General features: G+C 64.5%; 16 protein-coding genes. 1 reads left to right on the top strand and 15 read right to left on the bottom strand.

Going from position 1 to position 16,767, the window contains the following annotated elements; genetic code table 11:
• Positions 1–100: 100 nt before the first annotated feature.
• Positions 101–1,240, bottom strand: a complete 1,140-nt coding sequence (locus THSYN_RS20015) for an AI-2E family transporter (protein ID WP_100920681.1) — start codon at positions 1,238–1,240, stop codon at positions 101–103.
• A gap of 215 nt (positions 1,241–1,455) precedes the next feature.
• Here THSYN_RS20015 and THSYN_RS20010 point away from each other — a divergent pair, with 215 nt between their 5' ends.
• The gene (locus THSYN_RS20010) at positions 1,456–2,082 is read left to right on the top strand and encodes a Rieske 2Fe-2S domain-containing protein (protein ID WP_100920680.1); all 627 of its coding nucleotides are present in this window, start codon (positions 1,456–1,458) and stop codon (positions 2,080–2,082) included.
• Positions 2,083–2,279: 197 nt separating this feature from the next.
• On the opposite strand, the gene THSYN_RS20005 is transcribed toward THSYN_RS20010, so the two are convergent.
• The 14 genes from THSYN_RS20005 to THSYN_RS19945 form a co-directional block, all read right to left on the bottom strand.
• The gene (locus THSYN_RS20005; RefSeq protein ID WP_100920679.1) at positions 2,280–2,909 is read right to left on the bottom strand and encodes a V-type ATP synthase subunit D; all 630 of its coding nucleotides are present in this window, start codon (positions 2,907–2,909) and stop codon (positions 2,280–2,282) included.
• Positions 2,910–3,191: 282 nt separating this feature from the next.
• Positions 3,192–3,494 (bottom strand): YkgJ family cysteine cluster protein, encoded by a 303-nt coding sequence (locus THSYN_RS20000; RefSeq protein ID WP_100920678.1) that lies wholly within the window; start codon positions 3,492–3,494, stop codon positions 3,192–3,194.
• Between the two features lie 20 nt (positions 3,495–3,514).
• Positions 3,515–3,718, bottom strand: a complete 204-nt coding sequence (locus THSYN_RS34155; protein ID WP_157817807.1) for a hypothetical protein — start codon at positions 3,716–3,718, stop codon at positions 3,515–3,517.
• A gap of 49 nt (positions 3,719–3,767) precedes the next feature.
• Entirely contained in the window at positions 3,768–4,247 is a 480-nt protein-coding gene (locus tag THSYN_RS19995; RefSeq protein ID WP_236848624.1) for a DUF29 domain-containing protein, read from the bottom strand.
• Between the two features lie 233 nt (positions 4,248–4,480).
• On the bottom strand, positions 4,481–5,860 hold the full coding sequence (locus THSYN_RS19990) for a V-type ATP synthase subunit B (RefSeq protein ID WP_100920677.1): 1,380 nt from the start codon (positions 5,858–5,860) through the stop codon (positions 4,481–4,483).
• Between the two features lie 462 nt (positions 5,861–6,322).
• Positions 6,323–8,509: a putative bifunctional diguanylate cyclase/phosphodiesterase gene (locus THSYN_RS19985; RefSeq protein ID WP_172965313.1), complete on the bottom strand. Its 2,187-nt coding sequence runs from the start codon at positions 8,507–8,509 to the stop codon at positions 6,323–6,325.
• Entirely contained in the window at positions 8,510–8,851 is a 342-nt protein-coding gene (locus THSYN_RS19980) for a circadian clock KaiB family protein (protein WP_100920676.1), read from the bottom strand.
• A gap of 13 nt (positions 8,852–8,864) precedes the next feature.
• Complete coding sequence (kaiB, locus tag THSYN_RS19975; RefSeq protein ID WP_100920675.1) at positions 8,865–9,191, bottom strand: circadian clock protein KaiB; 327 nt, start codon at positions 9,189–9,191, stop codon at positions 8,865–8,867.
• Positions 9,188–10,897, bottom strand: a complete 1,710-nt coding sequence (gene kaiC, locus THSYN_RS19970; protein ID WP_100920674.1) for a circadian clock protein KaiC — start codon at positions 10,895–10,897, stop codon at positions 9,188–9,190. The genes kaiB and kaiC overlap by 4 nt, the downstream gene beginning before the upstream one ends.
• Before the next feature lie 54 nt (positions 10,898–10,951).
• Entirely contained in the window at positions 10,952–11,254 is a 303-nt protein-coding gene (locus THSYN_RS19965) for a hypothetical protein (RefSeq protein ID WP_335582465.1), read from the bottom strand.
• A 291-nt stretch (positions 11,255–11,545) separates the two neighbouring features.
• Positions 11,546–12,763: a type II toxin-antitoxin system HipA family toxin gene (locus tag THSYN_RS19960; RefSeq protein ID WP_100920673.1), complete on the bottom strand. Its 1,218-nt coding sequence runs from the start codon at positions 12,761–12,763 to the stop codon at positions 11,546–11,548.
• A gap of 1 nt (position 12,764) precedes the next feature.
• Positions 12,765–14,399 (bottom strand): DUF262 domain-containing protein, encoded by a 1,635-nt coding sequence (locus tag THSYN_RS19955; protein ID WP_236848623.1) that lies wholly within the window; start codon positions 14,397–14,399, stop codon positions 12,765–12,767.
• 51 nt (positions 14,400–14,450) lie between these two features.
• Positions 14,451–15,407: a hypothetical protein gene (locus tag THSYN_RS19950; RefSeq protein WP_100920672.1), complete on the bottom strand. Its 957-nt coding sequence runs from the start codon at positions 15,405–15,407 to the stop codon at positions 14,451–14,453.
• Between the two features lie 2 nt (positions 15,408–15,409).
• Positions 15,410–16,549 (bottom strand): AAA family ATPase, encoded by a 1,140-nt coding sequence (locus tag THSYN_RS19945; RefSeq protein WP_100920671.1) that lies wholly within the window; start codon positions 16,547–16,549, stop codon positions 15,410–15,412.
• Positions 16,550–16,767 lie beyond the last annotated feature (218 nt).

Raw genomic sequence — 16,767 nt, 5'->3', positions numbered from 1 at the left:
AGAAGCGATGCGACGTGGGTGCGAGAGAATCCGGGGAACGACGATAACCTCGATTGCGACAACGACAACGACAACGGCGCTAGAGGCATTCTCTAGTTCCTTAGGGCGCCTCGCCCTGATCCGCCGGGCTGGCCGGGGTCTCCCCCGGGATGAACCCCGTCTCCCCCTGGCTGCCCATGCTCCCCTCCACCTCCGGCAGCGAATCGGCGAACTCGACGCCATAGATCTCCCAGATCGAGACCAGCAGTGAGCCGATCACCGGGCCGATGAAGATCCCCGGGAAACCGAACATGAAGAGGCCGCCCAAGGTGCTGAAAAAGATCATCAGCTCATGCATCTTGGTGTCCTTGCCGACCAGGATGGGGCGCAGCACATTGTCCAGGCTGCCCACCAGCAGGCCGCAGAAGGCGGCCAGGAGGACGCCCGTGAGCACCTGCCCCTGGACGATCAGGAGCACCACCGCCGGTACCCAGATCAGGGCCGAGCCGACGTTGGGGATCATGGAGAAGATCGCCATCGCCGAGCCCCAGAAGATCGCGTTGGGGATGCCGGCCACGGCGAAGGCGATGCCGGCCAGGGTCCCCTGCAGCAGACCGATCAGCAGCGAGCCGCGCAGTGTCGCCCGGGTCACGGAGGTGAACTTCGCGAGCATCATGCGCTCGTCCGTGGTCTTGAGCGGGAGGTAATAGAGCAACTTGTCGACCAGTTGGTCCCCGTCCATCAGCAGGAAATAGAGGCTGTAGAGGAACACGAAGAGCATGAAGATGAAGTTTACGGTCCCCAGGGTGAGCGAGGACAGGCCCTCCACCGCGATCTTGCTCAAGGCCCCGGCCGCGTCGCCTGCCTGCTGCGCGATTTTGCCCCAGTGCGGGGCCAACTGCTCATAGAAGGGCAGGCGGCGCAGGAGTCCGGCGAAGGCCTCGGGCTGGGTCAGGGTCTCGCCCACCCAGACGCCCGCCAATTGGCTCACGTCCAGGGCCTGGGAGACCAGGACGCCCGCCAGCAGAACCAGCGGGATCAGCACCACCAGCGTCATGAGCGACAGGCTCGCGAGCGACGCCAGCGCCCGGCGGCCCCCGAACAGGTCCGTCAGGCGCAGGAACAGGGGTTGCGCCAGGGCGCTCGCGAGGCCCGCCAGAAAGAGCGCCATCAGGAAGGGCGCGATCATGGTCATAAAGAGGGCGGAGATCCCCAGTGCCAGGACCAGGACCACCGCCTTGCTGATCGTATCTTGTTGCATGAAGTTACCGCGGGGCTTCGAGGGCGTGGGCGGGGCCCGCGCCGGGATCAGGGCGGCACTGTCGCCCCGTTCGCGGTGCGGTGCAAGCGGATTGGGGCGGGAGCGGGGCCTTCGTCAATGAAACGGGGGCCGCTCTGGTGGATAATCGCCGGGTTTGTGGCCCCGGCGGCCCGAACATCCCCTTATCCTCCATCGGTCAGCATCGGTAAGTCACCATGAGCGACGCTCTGAATTATCTCATCGCGGTGCGCGGCGACGCGCTCGGACACTATTTCAAGTTCCTCAAGGACACGGGCAAGCACCTCGACCCCAAGACCCGTGACCTGATCTCGGTCATCACCAAGGTCCACTCCCAGACCGAGGCCGGTTTCAAGCAGTACCTGATGCGGGCGCTGCGTGACGGCTGCACCCCCATGGAGATTGTCGACGCCCTGCTCATGGCCTTCCCCGCCCTGGGCCTGGCTAAGATCGTCTGGGCCACGGACATCCTGCTGGAGATGGGGATCCCCGAGTTCTCGCCCGAGCTGATCGCCGCCGCGCCCCAGTGGCGCGATGTCATGGCGGTGGCGGACCTCGCCGACGGCGAGGTCCAGCGGGTCGAGTGCAGCACGCGCACGGTGTTCGTCTATCGTGCGGGCGAGGCCTACCAGGTCTATGACTCGCACTGTCCGCACCAGGTCACCAATATCCCCCACCTGGCCCTGGAGGGCCTGACCCTGACCTGTCCCAAGCATCACTGGAAGTTCGACATCCGCACCGGGGCCTGCATCGAGAAGGGCGAACACCCCATGAAGACGTTCGAGAACCGGGTGGAGGATGGGCGCCTGCTGGCCCTTTGGTAGGGGGTGTGATCCGACGTCGCTGCCACGACCGCCGGAGCCGGGTGCGCGATGCGTACCCTACAGCTACCGGGCGTCCTCACGGACCGGGCGTCGTTGTCGTTGTCGTAATCGTGGTCGGATTATTCGATTACGACCACGACAACGACAACGACAACGACAACAACAACGACAGCGTACCCGGGATCTCGGCCATCACATCAGTTCTGATCGCACCCGCGCTCACGCAAGAGCTTGACCTGGAACAGGGTATTGCGCTCCTCCTCCTCGAGCGCCGAGGCGATGAAATGGATGGTTCGGCGGTAGCGCGGGATGATGTTGTATTTGAGCGCGTTGACCCGCTTCTGTGCCTTGCGCTGCTCCTCCATCAGGCGGTGCAGGGCGGTCTCCACCTCGCTCAGGCGGGCCAGCAGGACGGCCGCATTGGCCAGGTTGTCGCGGCTGGTGTCGAAGCTCGCATCGGTGCCGAGCAGTCCCACGGGCTTGAGCGGCAGCCGCTCGGCCGTGACCGCGGGGTACTCTACGCCCAGGGCGCGGCGCGGGAGTATGTCGACCCGCAGCGCCGCTTCGGCCCCCAGCGCCGCCTGGCGGATGCCCCGGCTGCCCATGCGCAGATGGGTGAGGCTCAGGCACCGGTAGGCCTGCGCCAGCGCCTGCTGCGCCTGGGCGCGCAGGTTGCGGTACTCGCCGATGCGCTCGTAGACCAGGCGGGTGAGCAGTTCACGCTTGCGCTCCAGCAGGTCGTGCCCCTCCTCCAGGAATTTCACCTGCTTCTTGAGCTTGAGCAGGGTGTTCTTGGTGGGCGGGACCTTGATCAGGGGTTGGGCCATGGTGTCTCGGCGAGTGGTTGGTATCGAGTCAAGAACAAGTTAGACACAATCGTTGCCGTTGTCGTTGTCGTAGTCGTAGTCGTAGTCGGAGAAGCGCTGCAAATTGGTTGCGAGTGAATCCCGGGCGTTGCGATAACCTCGATTACGACAACGACAACGCCAGCATTGTAGGTTGGGCTGAGGAACGAAGCCCAACGAGCCGCCGAATAGAAGGCCCTGAAATGTTGGGGTGCGTTCCTCGGCAACCTACGGCATTGCGGCATATCATTCTTTCTGCGTGGGTCAGCCGCCACTCCAGGCCGCGCGCTCCGCGATACAGTCGGCTCCACCCTCCTCGAATTCCCGACAAATCAGCGGACGCTGTTCATAGATGCGGCAGCGCAAGGTGTCGCGATCCAGCGCGGCGCACCAGCCATCCGCCAGGCGATCCATCGACGGTACGCCGCCGGGGTTGGGCCTGGTGAAGCGGCGGGGAACACCGGTCTCGGTGATGCACAGGACCTCCAGGCGGCAGCAGACGGCGGCGCAGTTGGCGCAGGTGACGGGCGGCGGCGTTTGCGCCTGGCGGCTGCACTCTTGGTCCATGGTGTCATGCGCTTCCGCTTTCACGCATCCGGCAAATATTCATGGCTGAGAATCTGTTCCGGGGTGTAAGGACAGCGATCGGGAAAAGCGTCTAACTCATCAAAACGGCCCTCCCGCAGTAGGCGCGCGTTTTCAAACAGCCAACGCTGGAGGTCGGTCTGGTAGAGATCCAAGGCTGTTTCAGGTTTTGGCGACCGTAATGCAGTGACGGCTCTTGGATTCATTGTTGGTCTCCTACATTTCTTGGCGGGTAGAACCGTCCGCGGCAAGCGGCTATGGCCGACTGGTCTCGCCCGGTCCCGGCCAGAATGCTTTGTCCAACACCTGTTCGACAGTATAGGGGCAAACCTCGGGAAAGCAGGACTCCGGCAACTCCGTCTCGAGGATGGCCTTGTAACGGGCCTCCTCGTACCCGTCGACGACCAGCTCGGGGACGTGGCTGACCAGGCTCGGGCTGTCCCTAAGCAGGCGGTTGGCGGCGTGGCGGGCATGGTAGATTGAGTCCCGCCAACCGCTGCTGCGCTGCTCCGGCTGAAGCTCCCACTTGAGCAGGTGCAGGAGCAACACGGCGAGGTGGTTTTCGACGGCCCGACTCTCGCCGCGTCCCAGACACTCCAACTCCTCGGCGATGTTGGGGATGTCCGCCTCGGCGAATCGCCCTTGGCGGAGCAGGGCGGCGTTCTCGAACAGCCAGCGGCTGAAGTCGGTCTCGTAGAGGTCGCTGATGGTCGCGGGGGTTGGGGGCAGGGTCATGGTCGACACCAAATGTCACGCCCTTTCAGGGCTGATGGGTGGGCTGGCGTTACCCCAGGGCGTTGCCCTGGGCTGGTATGTCGCGCCCCTGCGGGGCTTGAGATGCCCGCCGGGGCAAGCGGCACGGGGCGCTAAGGAAACGAGTCAGAAATAGGCTAAACAACGACAACGACAACGACAACGACGCGACAGGCATCCCTAATGCGCTTGTTTAGCTGATTAGTGAACCGTTCCTAATCCGTCCCCGTATAGTACTTCGCCAAATCGGTCTCATTCATCCGCGTAAGGCTGTCGCGCGGAAAGGCGCTCATCAGCTCCCAGGCGAGGTTGAGCGTCGCGTCGATGGAGCGGTCCTCGGCCTCGCCCTGGCCGACGAAGCGCTGGTCGAAGGCGTCGGCGAAGGCAAGGAAGCGGCGGTCGCGCTCGGAGAGTTCATCGGCGCCGATGATGGAGGCCAAGTTGCGGGTCTCCTGGGCGCGGGCATAGAGGGCGTAGATCTGGCCGGCGACCCGCGGGTGGTCCTCGCGGGTGTCGTCCTTGCCGATGCCGTCCTTCATCAGGCGCGACAGGCTCGGTGAGATGTGCACCGGGGGGTAGATGCCCTGGTTGTGCAATTCGCGCGAGAGTACGATCTGGCCCTCGGTGATATAGCCGGTCAGGTCGGGGATCGGGTGGGTGATGTCATCCGATGGCATCGAGACCACCGGCATCATGGTAATGGAGCCGTGGCGCTCGTGGATGCGCCCGCAGCGCTCGTAGATCTCGGCCAGATCCGAATAGAGATAGCCGGGATAACCCTTGCGCGCCGGTACATCGCCCTTGGCGGTGGCGACCTCGCGCAGGGCCTCGGCGTAATAGGTCATGTCGGTCATGACCACCAGGACGTGACGGTCCAGGTCATAGGCCAGGTATTCGGCGGCGGTGAGTGCGGTGCGCGGCAGGGTCAGGCGCTCCACCGGCGGGTCATCCGCCAGGTTGATAAACATGACGACGTTGCGCAGCACGCCGGAGCCGGCGAACTCCTCGCGGAAGAAGCGGGCGTCGGCGTATGACACGCCCATGGCGGCGAAGACGACGGAGAAGCTGGTGTCCTCGTCCTTCAACTTCGCCTGCCGCACGATCTGGGCGGCGAGGCGGTTGTGGGGCAGCCCGGAGCCGGAGAAGATCGGCAGCTTCTGGCCGCGCACCAGGCTGTTGAGCCCGTCGATGGTGGAGATGCCGGTCTGGATGAATTCGCGCGGATAGGTACGGGCGGCGGGGTTGATAGCGGAGCCGCTGACCGGCCGACGCAGGTTGGCGAGGATCGGCGGGCGGCCGTCCCGGGGCTCTCCCAAGCCGTTGAACTCGCGGCCCAAGAGTTCCGGCGACAGGGCGATCTCCACCGGTTCGTCCAGAAAGCGCACCCAGGTATGGTCCAGATCCAGGTCGTCGGTGCCCTCGAAGACCAGGATCAGCACCTCGCTGTCGGCGCTGCGGATCACCTGCCCGTTGCGCACCCCGCCCGCGTGGTCCTCGATCCGCACCCGGTCGCCGAAGGCGATACCCGGGGCCTCCCTGACCACCAGCAGCCCCCCGCGGGCCTGCGTTGCCGTCCGGTATTCTTTGATGCTCATGCTGCCTCAACCCCTTGGGATTCAATCTCACCGCCGCGCCGTCCCCGGGGGTGCCGCGCCGGCGCGCCCCGACTGACTAGGATACGCCGTGGTTCGGACTTGCGCAGGACCTCGATCCCTGTCCCCAGTCCGAGGCGGCGAGGCCGGACCACCGTAGGGTCCGCTGTGCGGATCAGGCGCTGTGCGGACCAAGCGCTGTGCGGACCAAGCGCAAACGATGGGCATCGCTCTCGCTCTGCCTATCCTACGGGAATACCCGCAGGGTCGCGGCGCGTCACTGCAGTTAAGTTAAGCGCCGCAGCCCAAACGCCTGGAGTCCAAGGCTTCAGCCGTGGAGCGCGCCAAGGCTGAAGCCTTGGACTCCAGGCAGAGCCGACGCGGTCAGCGAGTACGCCTTAACTTAATGGCAGTGTCGCGGTACGGGGGGACGAGAAGCCCACCCGTGGCCGATAAATGGTTGATTCAGCAGCATTGCCACAACCCCTCCACCGGCCCTGGCCGACCAAACAGATAGCCCTGGAAGGCACGGCAGCCGCTCTCGAGCAGGAAGGCCCGCTGCCCCTCGGTCTCCACCCCCTCGGCGATGACGGCGAGCCCGAGACTGTGGGCCAAGGCCACGATGGTACGGGCAATCGCTGCATCGTTGGGGTCTGTCAGCACGTCGCGGACGAAGGACTGATCGATCTTCAACTGATCCAGGGGCAGGCGCTTGAGATAGCTCAAGGAGGAATAGCCAGTGCCGAAGTCATCGAGTGAAAAGCCCACCCCCAGGGCCTTGAGCGCGGTCATCTTGGCGATGGTGTCGGCGATGTCCTCCAGCAGCAGGCTCTCGGTGAGTTCCAGTTTGAGCCGGTGCGGGTCGGCACCGGACACCTCGAGGACGGCCTCGACCTGCGCCACGAATCCCGGGTGGCGGAACTCGCGGGCGCTGACGTTTACCGCCAGGGTCAGCCCGGCGGTCTGCGGCCGTTGCGCCCAGCGCGCCAGTTGGGAACAGGCCGTTTCCAACACCCAGCGACCCAGCGGCAGGATCAGCCCGGTCTCCTCGGCCAGCGGGATGAACCGCGCGGGCGCGACCAGTCCCCGCCGGGGATGCAGCCAGCGCACCAGGGCCTCGGCCCCGGTCAGGCGGCCCTCACTGTCCACCTGCGCCTGGTACCAGAGCAGAAACTGCCCCTCCCGCAGTGCTTCGCGCAGTTCCGACTCCAACGCGGTGCGCGCCTCCAGGGCGGCCTGCATCTCCGGATCGAAGAAACGCAGCGTATTGCGGCCCGCCGCCTTCGCCTGATACATGGCGAGATCCGCCCGTTTCAGCAGTTCGTCCACGCTCACTGGGTACTCGCCGATCAGGGTGGCGCCAATGCTCGGGGTGCTGTGGCAGTGGTGACCGGCGAGTTCATACGGCTGGGTCAGTGCGGTCAGGACCTTGGCCCCCACGACCTGCACCTGGGCGGCGGCCTCCTGTGGCTGGGTGCCTAGGTCCTCCAGCATCACCACGAATTCATCGCCCCCCAGGCGGGCCACGGTGTCGCGCATACGCACCGAGTCGATCAGGCGCTGGGCCACCTGTTGGAGCAGCAGATCGCCGATGTCGTGTCCCAGGGTGTCGTTCAGCGTCTTGAAATCGTCCAGGTCGATGAAGAGCAGCGCCCCCTGCCGCCGAGTGCGGGTACAGGTCGCGACCGCCTGATGGAGCCGGTCGCGCAAGAGGCGTCGATTGGGCAGCCGGGTCAGCGGGTCATAGAAGGCGAGTTGCTCGATCTGTTCCTCCGCCGCCTTGCGCTGGGTGATGTCGGTCAGGATGACGACACTGCCCAGGCGCTCCCCCTGCGAACCCACTAGCGGGCCGACGCTCACCAGCAGGTAGAAGACCGCCCCCTGACGCTCTAGCCTGGTCTCGATCCGGCGCCGGTGGCCGGTGTTGCGGAACCGGGCGAGAGAGAAAGGCGCGCCATTGGCCTCCTGCAATGGAAAGACGCGCTCGAACGGCTGCTCGAGCGGGTTTTCCCCGCAGAGGGTGTGGGCCACCTCGCTGGCGCGCATGATCCGGGCGTCGTTGTCGCACACCACGATCGCCTCGGCGGTCTGATCCAGGATCAGGCGCGCCAGTTTCTCCGCGGCGACGATGGCCTCACTGCGCTTCTGTTCGGTCAGGTCGGTGGCCACCAGGCAAAAAGACCCTACGACCTCGCCGAGTTGCAGCGAACTGACCGACAAATAGCAAGGCACGCCGGTTCCGTCATCGGCGCGCAGGGTGAGCTCCATGCGCTGATGCGTCTGCGGGCTCGCGCGGTTCATCAGGGCGCGGAACAGGGCCTGGTCGACCGCGGTGACCCAGCGCTCGAAGCTCGCCCCGATCACCTGTTGCAGCGGGACCTTCAGCATCTGCGCCAGGCGCCGATTGGCATAGAAGATGACCCCCTGCGCCGTCAGGATGAGCGCCCCTTCGCTCATCTCCTCGACCAGTACCCGGTAGGCATAGTCGGCGCCGCGCAGGGTGAAGACCTGATCGCCCCCGGGCCCCGCGACCACCAGCGCATCCACCTCACCATTGCGGATGGCGCGCAGCGTCTCCTCGGCCTCGCTCAGGCGGGCGCGCAGGTCCCGGTTCTCGGCGGCCAGTGTGTCATCGCGATCGGATTGCTCCACTTAGTCCCTCCGGCGCAGGTTCAGCCCGACCAGGACCCGCTCGGTGTTCGACAGGTCGCCGATGATCCGCCGCAAGGGGAGCGGGAGTTCTTTGATCAGGGTCGGTGCGGCGATGACCTGCTCGTGCGCCGCGAGTTCCGGTTGCTGGTAGATGTCGATCACCTCCAGTTGGTAGCGCCCCTGCAGGTGCTCCTCGCAGATCCGCTTGATGTTGGCGATCGAACGGACCGAGTTCGGGGTCACGCCGGTCACATAGAGGCGCAGGAGATAGGTCTCATCCGGCGCACCGGCGGCGCTGCCCGCCAACGCCGGGGGCCAATCGGGCACGCTTTCAGTTGACATCGGTCGTACTCCTTTAGGGTACACGCGGCAACAGGTCCAGCCCGATCAGGACCCGCTCGGTATTGGACAGGTCGCCGATGATCTTGCGGACCGGCTCGGGGAGCCTGCGCACCAGGGTCGGGATCGCCAGGATCTGGTCGCCGCGCGCCAGTTGGGGGTGTTCCAGCAGGTCGATCACCTCGATTTGGTAGCGCCCTTGCAGGTGCTCCTCACAGATGCGCTTGAGGTTGCCGAAGGCGGTGATGGACTTCGGGGTCTGCCCGGCGACATAGAGCCGCAGGGTCCAGATGTCGGGTGTGTCCTGGTCCGGGGTCTGGGGCCCGGTCGGTGGCGTGTTCATGGTTGCCCCCCGTCGGTACCCGGCGCGTCGGCCTTGCGGCTTGCCGCCATGTCCGCCCGCTCCCTTTCCAATTGCGCCTCCTGCGCCCGGTGGCGTTCGATCAGGGCCAGGGTATCGGCCTCCTGGATCGCAAACTCGGTGCGCAAGGCGGCGATCTGTGCCTCCAGGGTCGCGCGCCGTTGTTCCAGTTCACGTTGGCCGCGCTCGATCTCGTGCCGACGGGCCAACTGTGCGGCGGTGTCCTGCGCCTCCTGGGTCAGTCGCGCCGAGCCGGTCAGGACCCCGCCCGGACCCACATAGACATCGCGCAACTCCACCCCCTGCGCGGTCAGCAGGAACTCGCGGGTCTGATTGGAGTGTGCCATACCGCGTGACTTGAGTATGCTGAATGCGCGATTGCGTTCACCGCCCGACTCGATGGCCAGGAGCACGAGCCAAGAGTCGATCAGGGAGGAGATGGCAGCATCGGTGTGATCCAGCGCGCTGCCGCCCGCGGTGAGATTGGTGAAGAATCCGGTGATCTGGCTCATTTTGAGGAAATCCAGCAGGCGCAGCAACATCGCCTTGACCTCGATCTCATTGCCCCCGCTGATGAAGCTGTTCAAGGGGTCGATGATCACGATGCGCGGCCGGAACTCGAGGATCGCCTTGTGCATGGTGGTCAGGTGAATCTCCAGGCCCGCGACCGTGGGGCGGGCGGCCTGGAACTGGAGCAGACCTTCATCGACCCAGGGCGCCAGGTCGATCCCCACCGAGCCGAGATTGCGCATGATCTGGCTGGGGGACTCCTCGAATGCAAAAAAGAGTACGCGCTCACCCCGGCCGCAGGCGGCGGCGGCAAAGTGACCGGCCAGACTGGTCTTGCCCGTCCCGGCGGTCCCCGAGACCAGGATGCTGCTGCCGCGGTAGAAGCCGGCACCCGCCAGCATGGCGTCGAGGCGGGGGATGCCGGACGAGACCCGCTCGGTGGAGGCGCTATGCCCCAAGCCAAGCGAGGTGATCGGCAGTACCGCAATGCCGTCGGAGTCGATGACGAAGGGGTATTCGTTGGTGCCGTGGGTCGAACCGCGGTACTTGACCACGCGCAGGCGCCGGGTGCTGATCAGGTCCTTCACGCGGTGGTCGAGCATGATGACACAGTCTGAAACGTATTCTTCCAGGCCCTGGCGGGTCAGCGAACCCGCGCCGCGCTCCCCGGTAATGATGGCGGTCACGCCGCGCTCTTTCAGCCAGCGAAAGAGCCGGCGCAGTTCGGCGCGCAGGATGAGCGGATTGGGCAGCCCGGCGAACAGGGTTTCGACCGTATCCAGCACCACGCGCCGCGCCCCGATCGAATCGATCGCGTAGCCGAGCCGCACAAACAGCCCCTCCAGATCGAATTCACCGGTCTCCTCGATCTCGCTGCGTTCGATGTAGACATAGTCCACGACCAGGCGGCCCGCGGCGATCAGCGCGTCCAGGTCGAACCCCAGCGAGGCGACGTTCTGCGCCAGTTCGGCGCCGGTCTCCTCAAAGGCCATGAAGACGCCCGGCTCGTCGAACCTGGTCGCGCCGCGCACCAGGAATTCCATGGCCAGCAGCGTCTTGCCGCAACCGGCGTCGCCGCAGACCAGCGTCGGCCGACCGGTGGGCAGGCCGCCGCCGGTGATTTCATCGAGGCCTTGGATGCCGGTCGGCGACTTGGGCAGTGGTTTCTCTGGGTTCATATCCTGGTCTCCAGGAGATTCGAGGGGTGTCCGGGACCGCTGCCGTGGGGCAGTTCAGTCGGGGCGCGGCTGGGTTCGGGCCGGGGGCGGATGCTCCGGCGTTTCGGTGCCGGGAGCAAACTCGACCTTAGCGTAGACCTCGTCAAGGGGGAGTGCGGCGTCGAGGGCGACCAGCGGTATCTGGTCGCGCCCGTCGGTGTAGGTCGACAGCAACCAGTCGCCGCCCGGTTGGCGCAGAAAGAGTTCGGCGCTGACCCGCTGCTGGGACAGTAGCAGACAGGCGCGCAGACTTGGGAGCGTCCGGTAGTAGGCGAATTTGTCGCCGCGGTCGAAGGCCTCCGAAGACGTTACCGGCAATCAGATTATGGGCCTCGGTGCCGCCCGCCATGGCGAACACCTCGCCGTCCAGATACTCGGTACGGCCCTGATCCGCGGCGCGCTCGGCGGCCAGCCAGTCGGCGAACTGGAGGTGGGGCTTTGGCTTCAGGGACATGGCAGGTTCCTGGTGGGAGCGGTACGGCAATTATAGGGCCTGGACGCGCGGCCGGCTTGGCTCGGGCCAGATTCCGTTGGAGGGGCGGCGCCGAGGCCCTGATGGTCCGCAAACTGGCTTGGGGGCTTGGCACCTATTCCAGGACGCTGATCGTATTAGGACCCTGCGATTCCTTTCACCAGGGGGATTCTCGTCATATGCATGGCAAGGACCTCGCGTGTTTCGCGATCATAGCCGAACTGCGTGCCTGACTGGTTCCAGACATTGATGATGGCGTCGACTGCTGCCTGAACGCGCTGCACCATCTGTGACTCGTCGGCCCCGATTCGGCGCGCCATGCGCCGGAACGACTCCAGGTTCACCGCCTCCCAGCGTTTGGAGGTCGCGAGATTGAGCGCCAGGGTGTCGTTGGCCTTATAGGGGATAGTCGCGACCTGATCATAGGCAGGGGAAAGAATTGCCCGAATACCGTCCGGGTAAAGCAGGCTCCAATTCTTGTGATGGGCATCGCCGTTACCCGAGACGACCATGAAGACAAGTCGCAACACGTATTGCTCCAGCCCTTCATCTCCGACCAGCGACCAGATCACCTTTGCCAGGGTCTCATAGTTGAATTTTCGGTATTTCTCGTCGGGATATAGACCCAGTATCTGGGCAAAGTCCTCCATATGGATGCGACCGCCGTCGGCGCGGCGATCGAAACGCCGAACCGCCAGCGCTCGACGCTCGTGAAACCGTCCGATGGAGTCCGGCAAACCCGCGATATCTGCTACATCGACCAGCGCCAGCTCGGGAATCTGGATTCCGCTCGCCTCGGCCCAGCGCATGGTCGCGTATTCGTTCTCCGGTACCCGGGGATAGCGGGAGTCCGGGAGCTTGACGATCCAGTCTCCGCCCCGTCCGCTGACCGGGATGGTGAGTCCGCGTTCGCCCCGGCGAGCGGAAAATTTCAGCTGCACCCCCGCCAGCGAAAAATGCCAGGAGTCGCTGTCCTGCCCGCTCGGTTTCTCTCCAGGCGCCTGCGTCTCCTCGGACTCTCCCTCTGACGGATCAGCGACGATCCGTATTGCGCCCGGCAGGTCCTCGCCCAGATGCCGCAAGAGGAAGAACTCACGCGATGGAACGACGCCGGCGCGTTGAGCCACCAACTCGCGCAAGGGTCCTTCCGGCAGTAGGTTGGAGAACCAGGAAGGGACCCGCGAGCGGGTGCGCTGGACCTGCTCCAGGTCATCGAGGAACGCCTGGCCCAGCACTGGCCTCGGGTAAGCCTGTTTGTAGGATTCGAGCAGCCGGAATTCGCAGCCGTCGTTGCGATCCTGACTCAGGGTGCCGACCGGCAGGGCGTTCAGCAGCACGCGCAGCGATGCAGCCACTTTAGACCTCCTCGTCATCGACCATCAAGGCCGCGAGCGACGGGCGGTCCGGCTCGTTCCAGCGGGCGTGGCGGGCGAAGAAGCGGTCGAAATGGTTGCGCAGGACCCGCGCCCGTGCCGCGAAAAAGCCGTCTATATCGTCGCGGCGCAGGGCCTCGATGGCATCCTCGGAGATGCCGTGGGAGGCCAGGATGACAGGGTCGACCACCTCGACCAGGAGTCGCCGCAGCCCGGGACCTTTAGGGTGAAGCAGCCGGTTCGCGACGGACTTCGCCAGTGCCCCCGAGTCGCGCTCGGTGATCGCGGGCATCGATAAGACCTGTTCTTGCGGTCCGGCGAGCAGGTCCAGGCCGATCGGTGCCCCGCTTTCCAGGTCGCGGGGCTTCAAATCCAGCAAGGCCAAGGCCTGCAACTTACTGGTGGCGTGTCGGAAATTGAAGGGGTCGGCCGCGTCCGGCAAGGCCCTTGGGCGTGCCTTCACCAACTCCAATAGCCGCTGGACGGACGTGTCTTCGCTGCCTGAGACGATGCGCTCGAGGCTTGCCCGCGTGGAGACCGTGTCGCCCCGGTGTGCGCCGTTGAGGGCCCCGCGCCAGACCCAGCGTGCCAGCAGGTCGCGCGAGCGCGGCCGGGGGTTGGGATAGTGCTTGAAGAATTTCCCGAGCAGCACGAAGGGTTTCTTGTAAGGCAGCAGTTCATAGCGGGGGATGCCGGCGTCGGCCCTGAAGAACTGGATGACCCGCTCGGCCGTTTCAGCCGTTTCGCGATAGGCGGCCAGGGCTTCGGCCTCGGACAGGTGCCGCGGCCCGTCGTCCGCCCGCTCGATCACATCCAATCCCCGTAAGGTCCGCAGCAGCCGGTAAAGCAACTTCTCCTCGACCCGGCCGAAATCGAGTGCCTCCAGAGCGGAAACGATCTGGCCGAGTGTCGCCGGTCGCACCGGCCCGCGCGCACTGTGCAGTGCGTCGAAGACCTCCGTCTGACTCAGGCTCACGCCGCTCGAATTGGTACGCCCGAAGACCTCGCGCAAGGTCTCTTCCCTGGTGGTGCGGACCAGATAGGCGGGGATTTCGTAATCCCGGATACGCCGGCCCAGGGTGAAGGCCCGCTCGCGTCGCACCGAGTTGTTCGTGACATGCTCGAAGGCCCACTGCATCAGCCGTTCCGAATCCAAGACCTCGGTCATGGGCAGCCAGCGGGAGGGGTCCTCGGTAAGGTCTTCCGGCGGTCGAACAAAGCTGCGCTGATCGAGATCGAAATAGAGTGCAAAGTCATCCAGGTTGGGCTCCGGCGCCAGCATCACCCGGGCGAGCGAGACGAGCCGCTGTTGACCATCCACGACCCAGAGTGCGTCGGTGCGTGCCTGCGCGCTGATGTGGACCGAGCCGAAATGCACGTCCGCCGGCTCCGCGCCAGTCTCCCAGAATAACAGGGTACCGACCGGATAACCGCGGTAGAGGCTATCGAAGAACTTGGCGGCATCCTGCCACTTCCATCTGATGCCACGCTGAAAGGGTGGAATGCGTACCCGTCCGAGGCGCAGTTCGGCCAGCAGGTCCTCGACCTTGAAGGTGCGCGCCTCGGGGCGGCGCTCCAGGGGCTCGGGGTCGTGGCGTTCTTCCAGCATGTGGGTCATTGATGGGCGGTATCGGCCTGTTGGTGGATAGATGGGACAGCACTGAATGTTTCAAACATTGCGCAGCAGCCGATTCCGGCGACGCTTGTCGGCGAGATCGGTTTCCGGTGCGCAGGCGCCCGCGAACGCTGGGGTAACGCCTAAGCAAGATGCGATATCGTTGACCATGGACCGGACAAAGCAGCAGTGGTCGATCTCGGCCAACAGGCTGTCCCAAGCAATTCGCTCCAGTGCATAGGCACCTCCTTTGCTCTCGGAATAGGTGCTGCACTTCTTTTCGGCACCATCCAGACACAGCCAGGCGAGGTACGCCTTCGGGTGCAGGGACCGCCGACTGCTGCACTTCAGCCAGATTGGTCGAGAATCTTGCTTTTTCTTCCGCTGTTTCAGCGTGTCGTCGGGTAATGCATGCCATGCCATGCAGTCGGCACCTGAGTCGGCCGCGAACGCCGGGTCATCGCTGCAAAAGCACTCCGGATCGTTCGGGGTCTTCAGTCTCGGTATCCGCGATACGGATACGCCGGCATTGGTTGGTCCGGCCGGGTCAGCGAAAAGCCAGGCTTCAATCATCGGCTTGGCCAGGTGAAACGAAACCCGCTCGCGCAGGGCCTCTGTATGGCGGTAAGTATTCACACCGTCGGCTGCAATCCGTTCCAGGTATCGTTGAGCGGCTTGGCGAATGATGCCAACTACCGCGGCGGGCTGGTGGATATTATCGAGTTCAAGGTCGTCGATGATCAGGACCAGGTCGGCGGGTTGGGATCGCCGGTCCCCGATCGCCTCGGCAACTGCACGCTCGATCAGCTTATCTGCTGCGCAAAGCTTACCGGCGAGGCGCAACACGTCGCAGGAGGTAAAAGACGGTACGGGAAAGTCGATTGCCTCATTCGACTCAACTTCCTCTTGCGTCGGCAGACTGTAGAACTCATGCTCGGGGAAAAGCCGACCCAGGGCGCCCGGGAGTGCCTGCCATTCCATGCGGCCGGTCGGTAGGATCGCAATGCGCACGCTCAATCATCTCCGGCGTGCAGAGTCGCCGGTGCGGCAAACTCCAGTCGATCATAGAGATCACCCAACATAAATGCCGACAGCCAATCCTCGTCGTGCAGATCGGTCAGTGCGACCGGCATCCGCGCCGCGCCCGGCTCGAAGACGTAGAACTGGTCCGGCTCACGTCGAAAGGCGTTCATGACGACCGGTGAGTGCGAAGTGATGATGATCGTCAAGTCATGTTCTTCGGCGCGCTCGCGCATCGCGCCCAGGATCTTACGGATCGCGTGCGGGTGCAGTTGGTTCTCGATCTCGTCGAATGCAATGAGCGCACCCCGCTGCGCGCCGGCTACCGCGGTTAGTTGGAGCAATCCGGTCAGTAGGCCATCGGCTGCGCGGGCCGGTGGCAGCCCATCCGCCGGGTCGGTGGAGTCCGGTGGGAAGAGATAGGGTAACCCTCGGTCGAACTCGATGCTACCGATCAGGTCCGGAAACGCTTTGCGGGCTTGCGTCATTACCCATTCGTATTGTCCGCCGTACATCATCGGCGCGCCTTTCCAGCTATTTAGAACCGACCATAAATTAATGCCGGTTCCGTGCAGAAATTGTATCGGATGGTCCCGGCTGTCCGGATGCTGAACCTTATTAAGAGAAAACGACTTGTAGACGCGAGTGCCCTTCAAGGCAGACGCCAATGGTTGCATCCATTTCGACTCCGGTTCGTGACGATCCCAATACAAAGCGGCACCGCAGCGCTGCCCGTCGCGTGGAATCCGCGTCTGGCCGAGAAGCCAATAATCGGAAAACATTTCAGTATGCAGGATAGTCTCGTCACCGCGCAGCAGGGTCTCGCCATAAGTGCCCGTGAAGCCCGAATCGGAGAGCGGCAAACTTAATCGCCAGCGGATCTCGCCGATCGCGAACTCCAGTTCGACCGGCTCGCCTTCCGCCAGACCACGGGTTCGGATATGGCCGCCGTCGATACTGAGGAAGGCATTCTCCTGCCCTCGCTCGAAGAAATTACGCAGGAAGCGCAGCAGATCAAGCGTCGTCGTCTTGCCTGAACCATTGGCGCCGACGAGGAGGCAGAGGCCGTCCGGAGACCAGTTCAGGTTCTCAAGGACTCGGAATCTGTTCGCGCTGAGTGTCACTTGGCTCATGAGTCGGCTTCCGGATTCGGCAGGAATTCCTGGGTTTCTCCCGGAATTTTATCAGGTTCGTGTGGCCACGGGTGCGCGCGGCGCACCCTGGGCGATCAGAGCCGCCCGTCGCGGTTGGCTGGAAGCCCGCATTGTCCCTGACGTGATGGGCGAGCACGACACATTTTGCAACCGACTGTTGTAAAACGGCTAGCGGCAGACATCGACGCGAGCGTCCC

Source organism: Candidatus Thiodictyon syntrophicum, from assembly GCF_002813775.1.
GTDB classification, from domain to species: Bacteria; Pseudomonadota; Gammaproteobacteria; order Chromatiales; family Chromatiaceae; genus Thiodictyon; species Thiodictyon syntrophicum.
This window is presented reverse-complemented; position numbering and strand designations above follow the sequence as displayed.

What these genes read in the sequence shown, in the direction of transcription:
- THSYN_RS20015 (WP_100920681.1), bottom strand. Translation starts at nt 1,240, where the DNA reads ATGCAACAAGATACGATCAGCAAGGCGGTGGTCCTGGTCCTGGCACTG.
- THSYN_RS20010 (WP_100920680.1), top strand. Translation starts at nt 1,456, where the DNA reads ATGAGCGACGCTCTGAATTATCTCATCGCGGTGCGCGGCGACGCGCTC.
- THSYN_RS20005 (WP_100920679.1), bottom strand. Translation starts at nt 2,909, where the DNA reads ATGGCCCAACCCCTGATCAAGGTCCCGCCCACCAAGAACACCCTGCTC.
- THSYN_RS20000 (WP_100920678.1), bottom strand. Translation starts at nt 3,494, where the DNA reads ATGGACCAAGAGTGCAGCCGCCAGGCGCAAACGCCGCCGCCCGTCACC.
- THSYN_RS34155 (WP_157817807.1), bottom strand. Translation starts at nt 3,718, where the DNA reads ATGAATCCAAGAGCCGTCACTGCATTACGGTCGCCAAAACCTGAAACA.
- THSYN_RS19995 (WP_236848624.1), bottom strand. Translation starts at nt 4,247, where the DNA reads ATGACCCTGCCCCCAACCCCCGCGACCATCAGCGACCTCTACGAGACC.
- THSYN_RS19990 (WP_100920677.1), bottom strand. Translation starts at nt 5,860, where the DNA reads ATGAGCATCAAAGAATACCGGACGGCAACGCAGGCCCGCGGGGGGCTG.
- THSYN_RS19980 (WP_100920676.1), bottom strand. Translation starts at nt 8,851, where the DNA reads ATGTCAACTGAAAGCGTGCCCGATTGGCCCCCGGCGTTGGCGGGCAGC.
- kaiB (WP_100920675.1), bottom strand. Translation starts at nt 9,191, where the DNA reads ATGAACACGCCACCGACCGGGCCCCAGACCCCGGACCAGGACACACCC.
- kaiC (WP_100920674.1), bottom strand. Translation starts at nt 10,897, where the DNA reads ATGAACCCAGAGAAACCACTGCCCAAGTCGCCGACCGGCATCCAAGGC.
- THSYN_RS19955 (WP_236848623.1), bottom strand. Translation starts at nt 14,399, where the DNA reads ATGACCCACATGCTGGAAGAACGCCACGACCCCGAGCCCCTGGAGCGC.
- THSYN_RS19945 (WP_100920671.1), bottom strand. Translation starts at nt 16,549, where the DNA reads ATGAGCCAAGTGACACTCAGCGCGAACAGATTCCGAGTCCTTGAGAAC.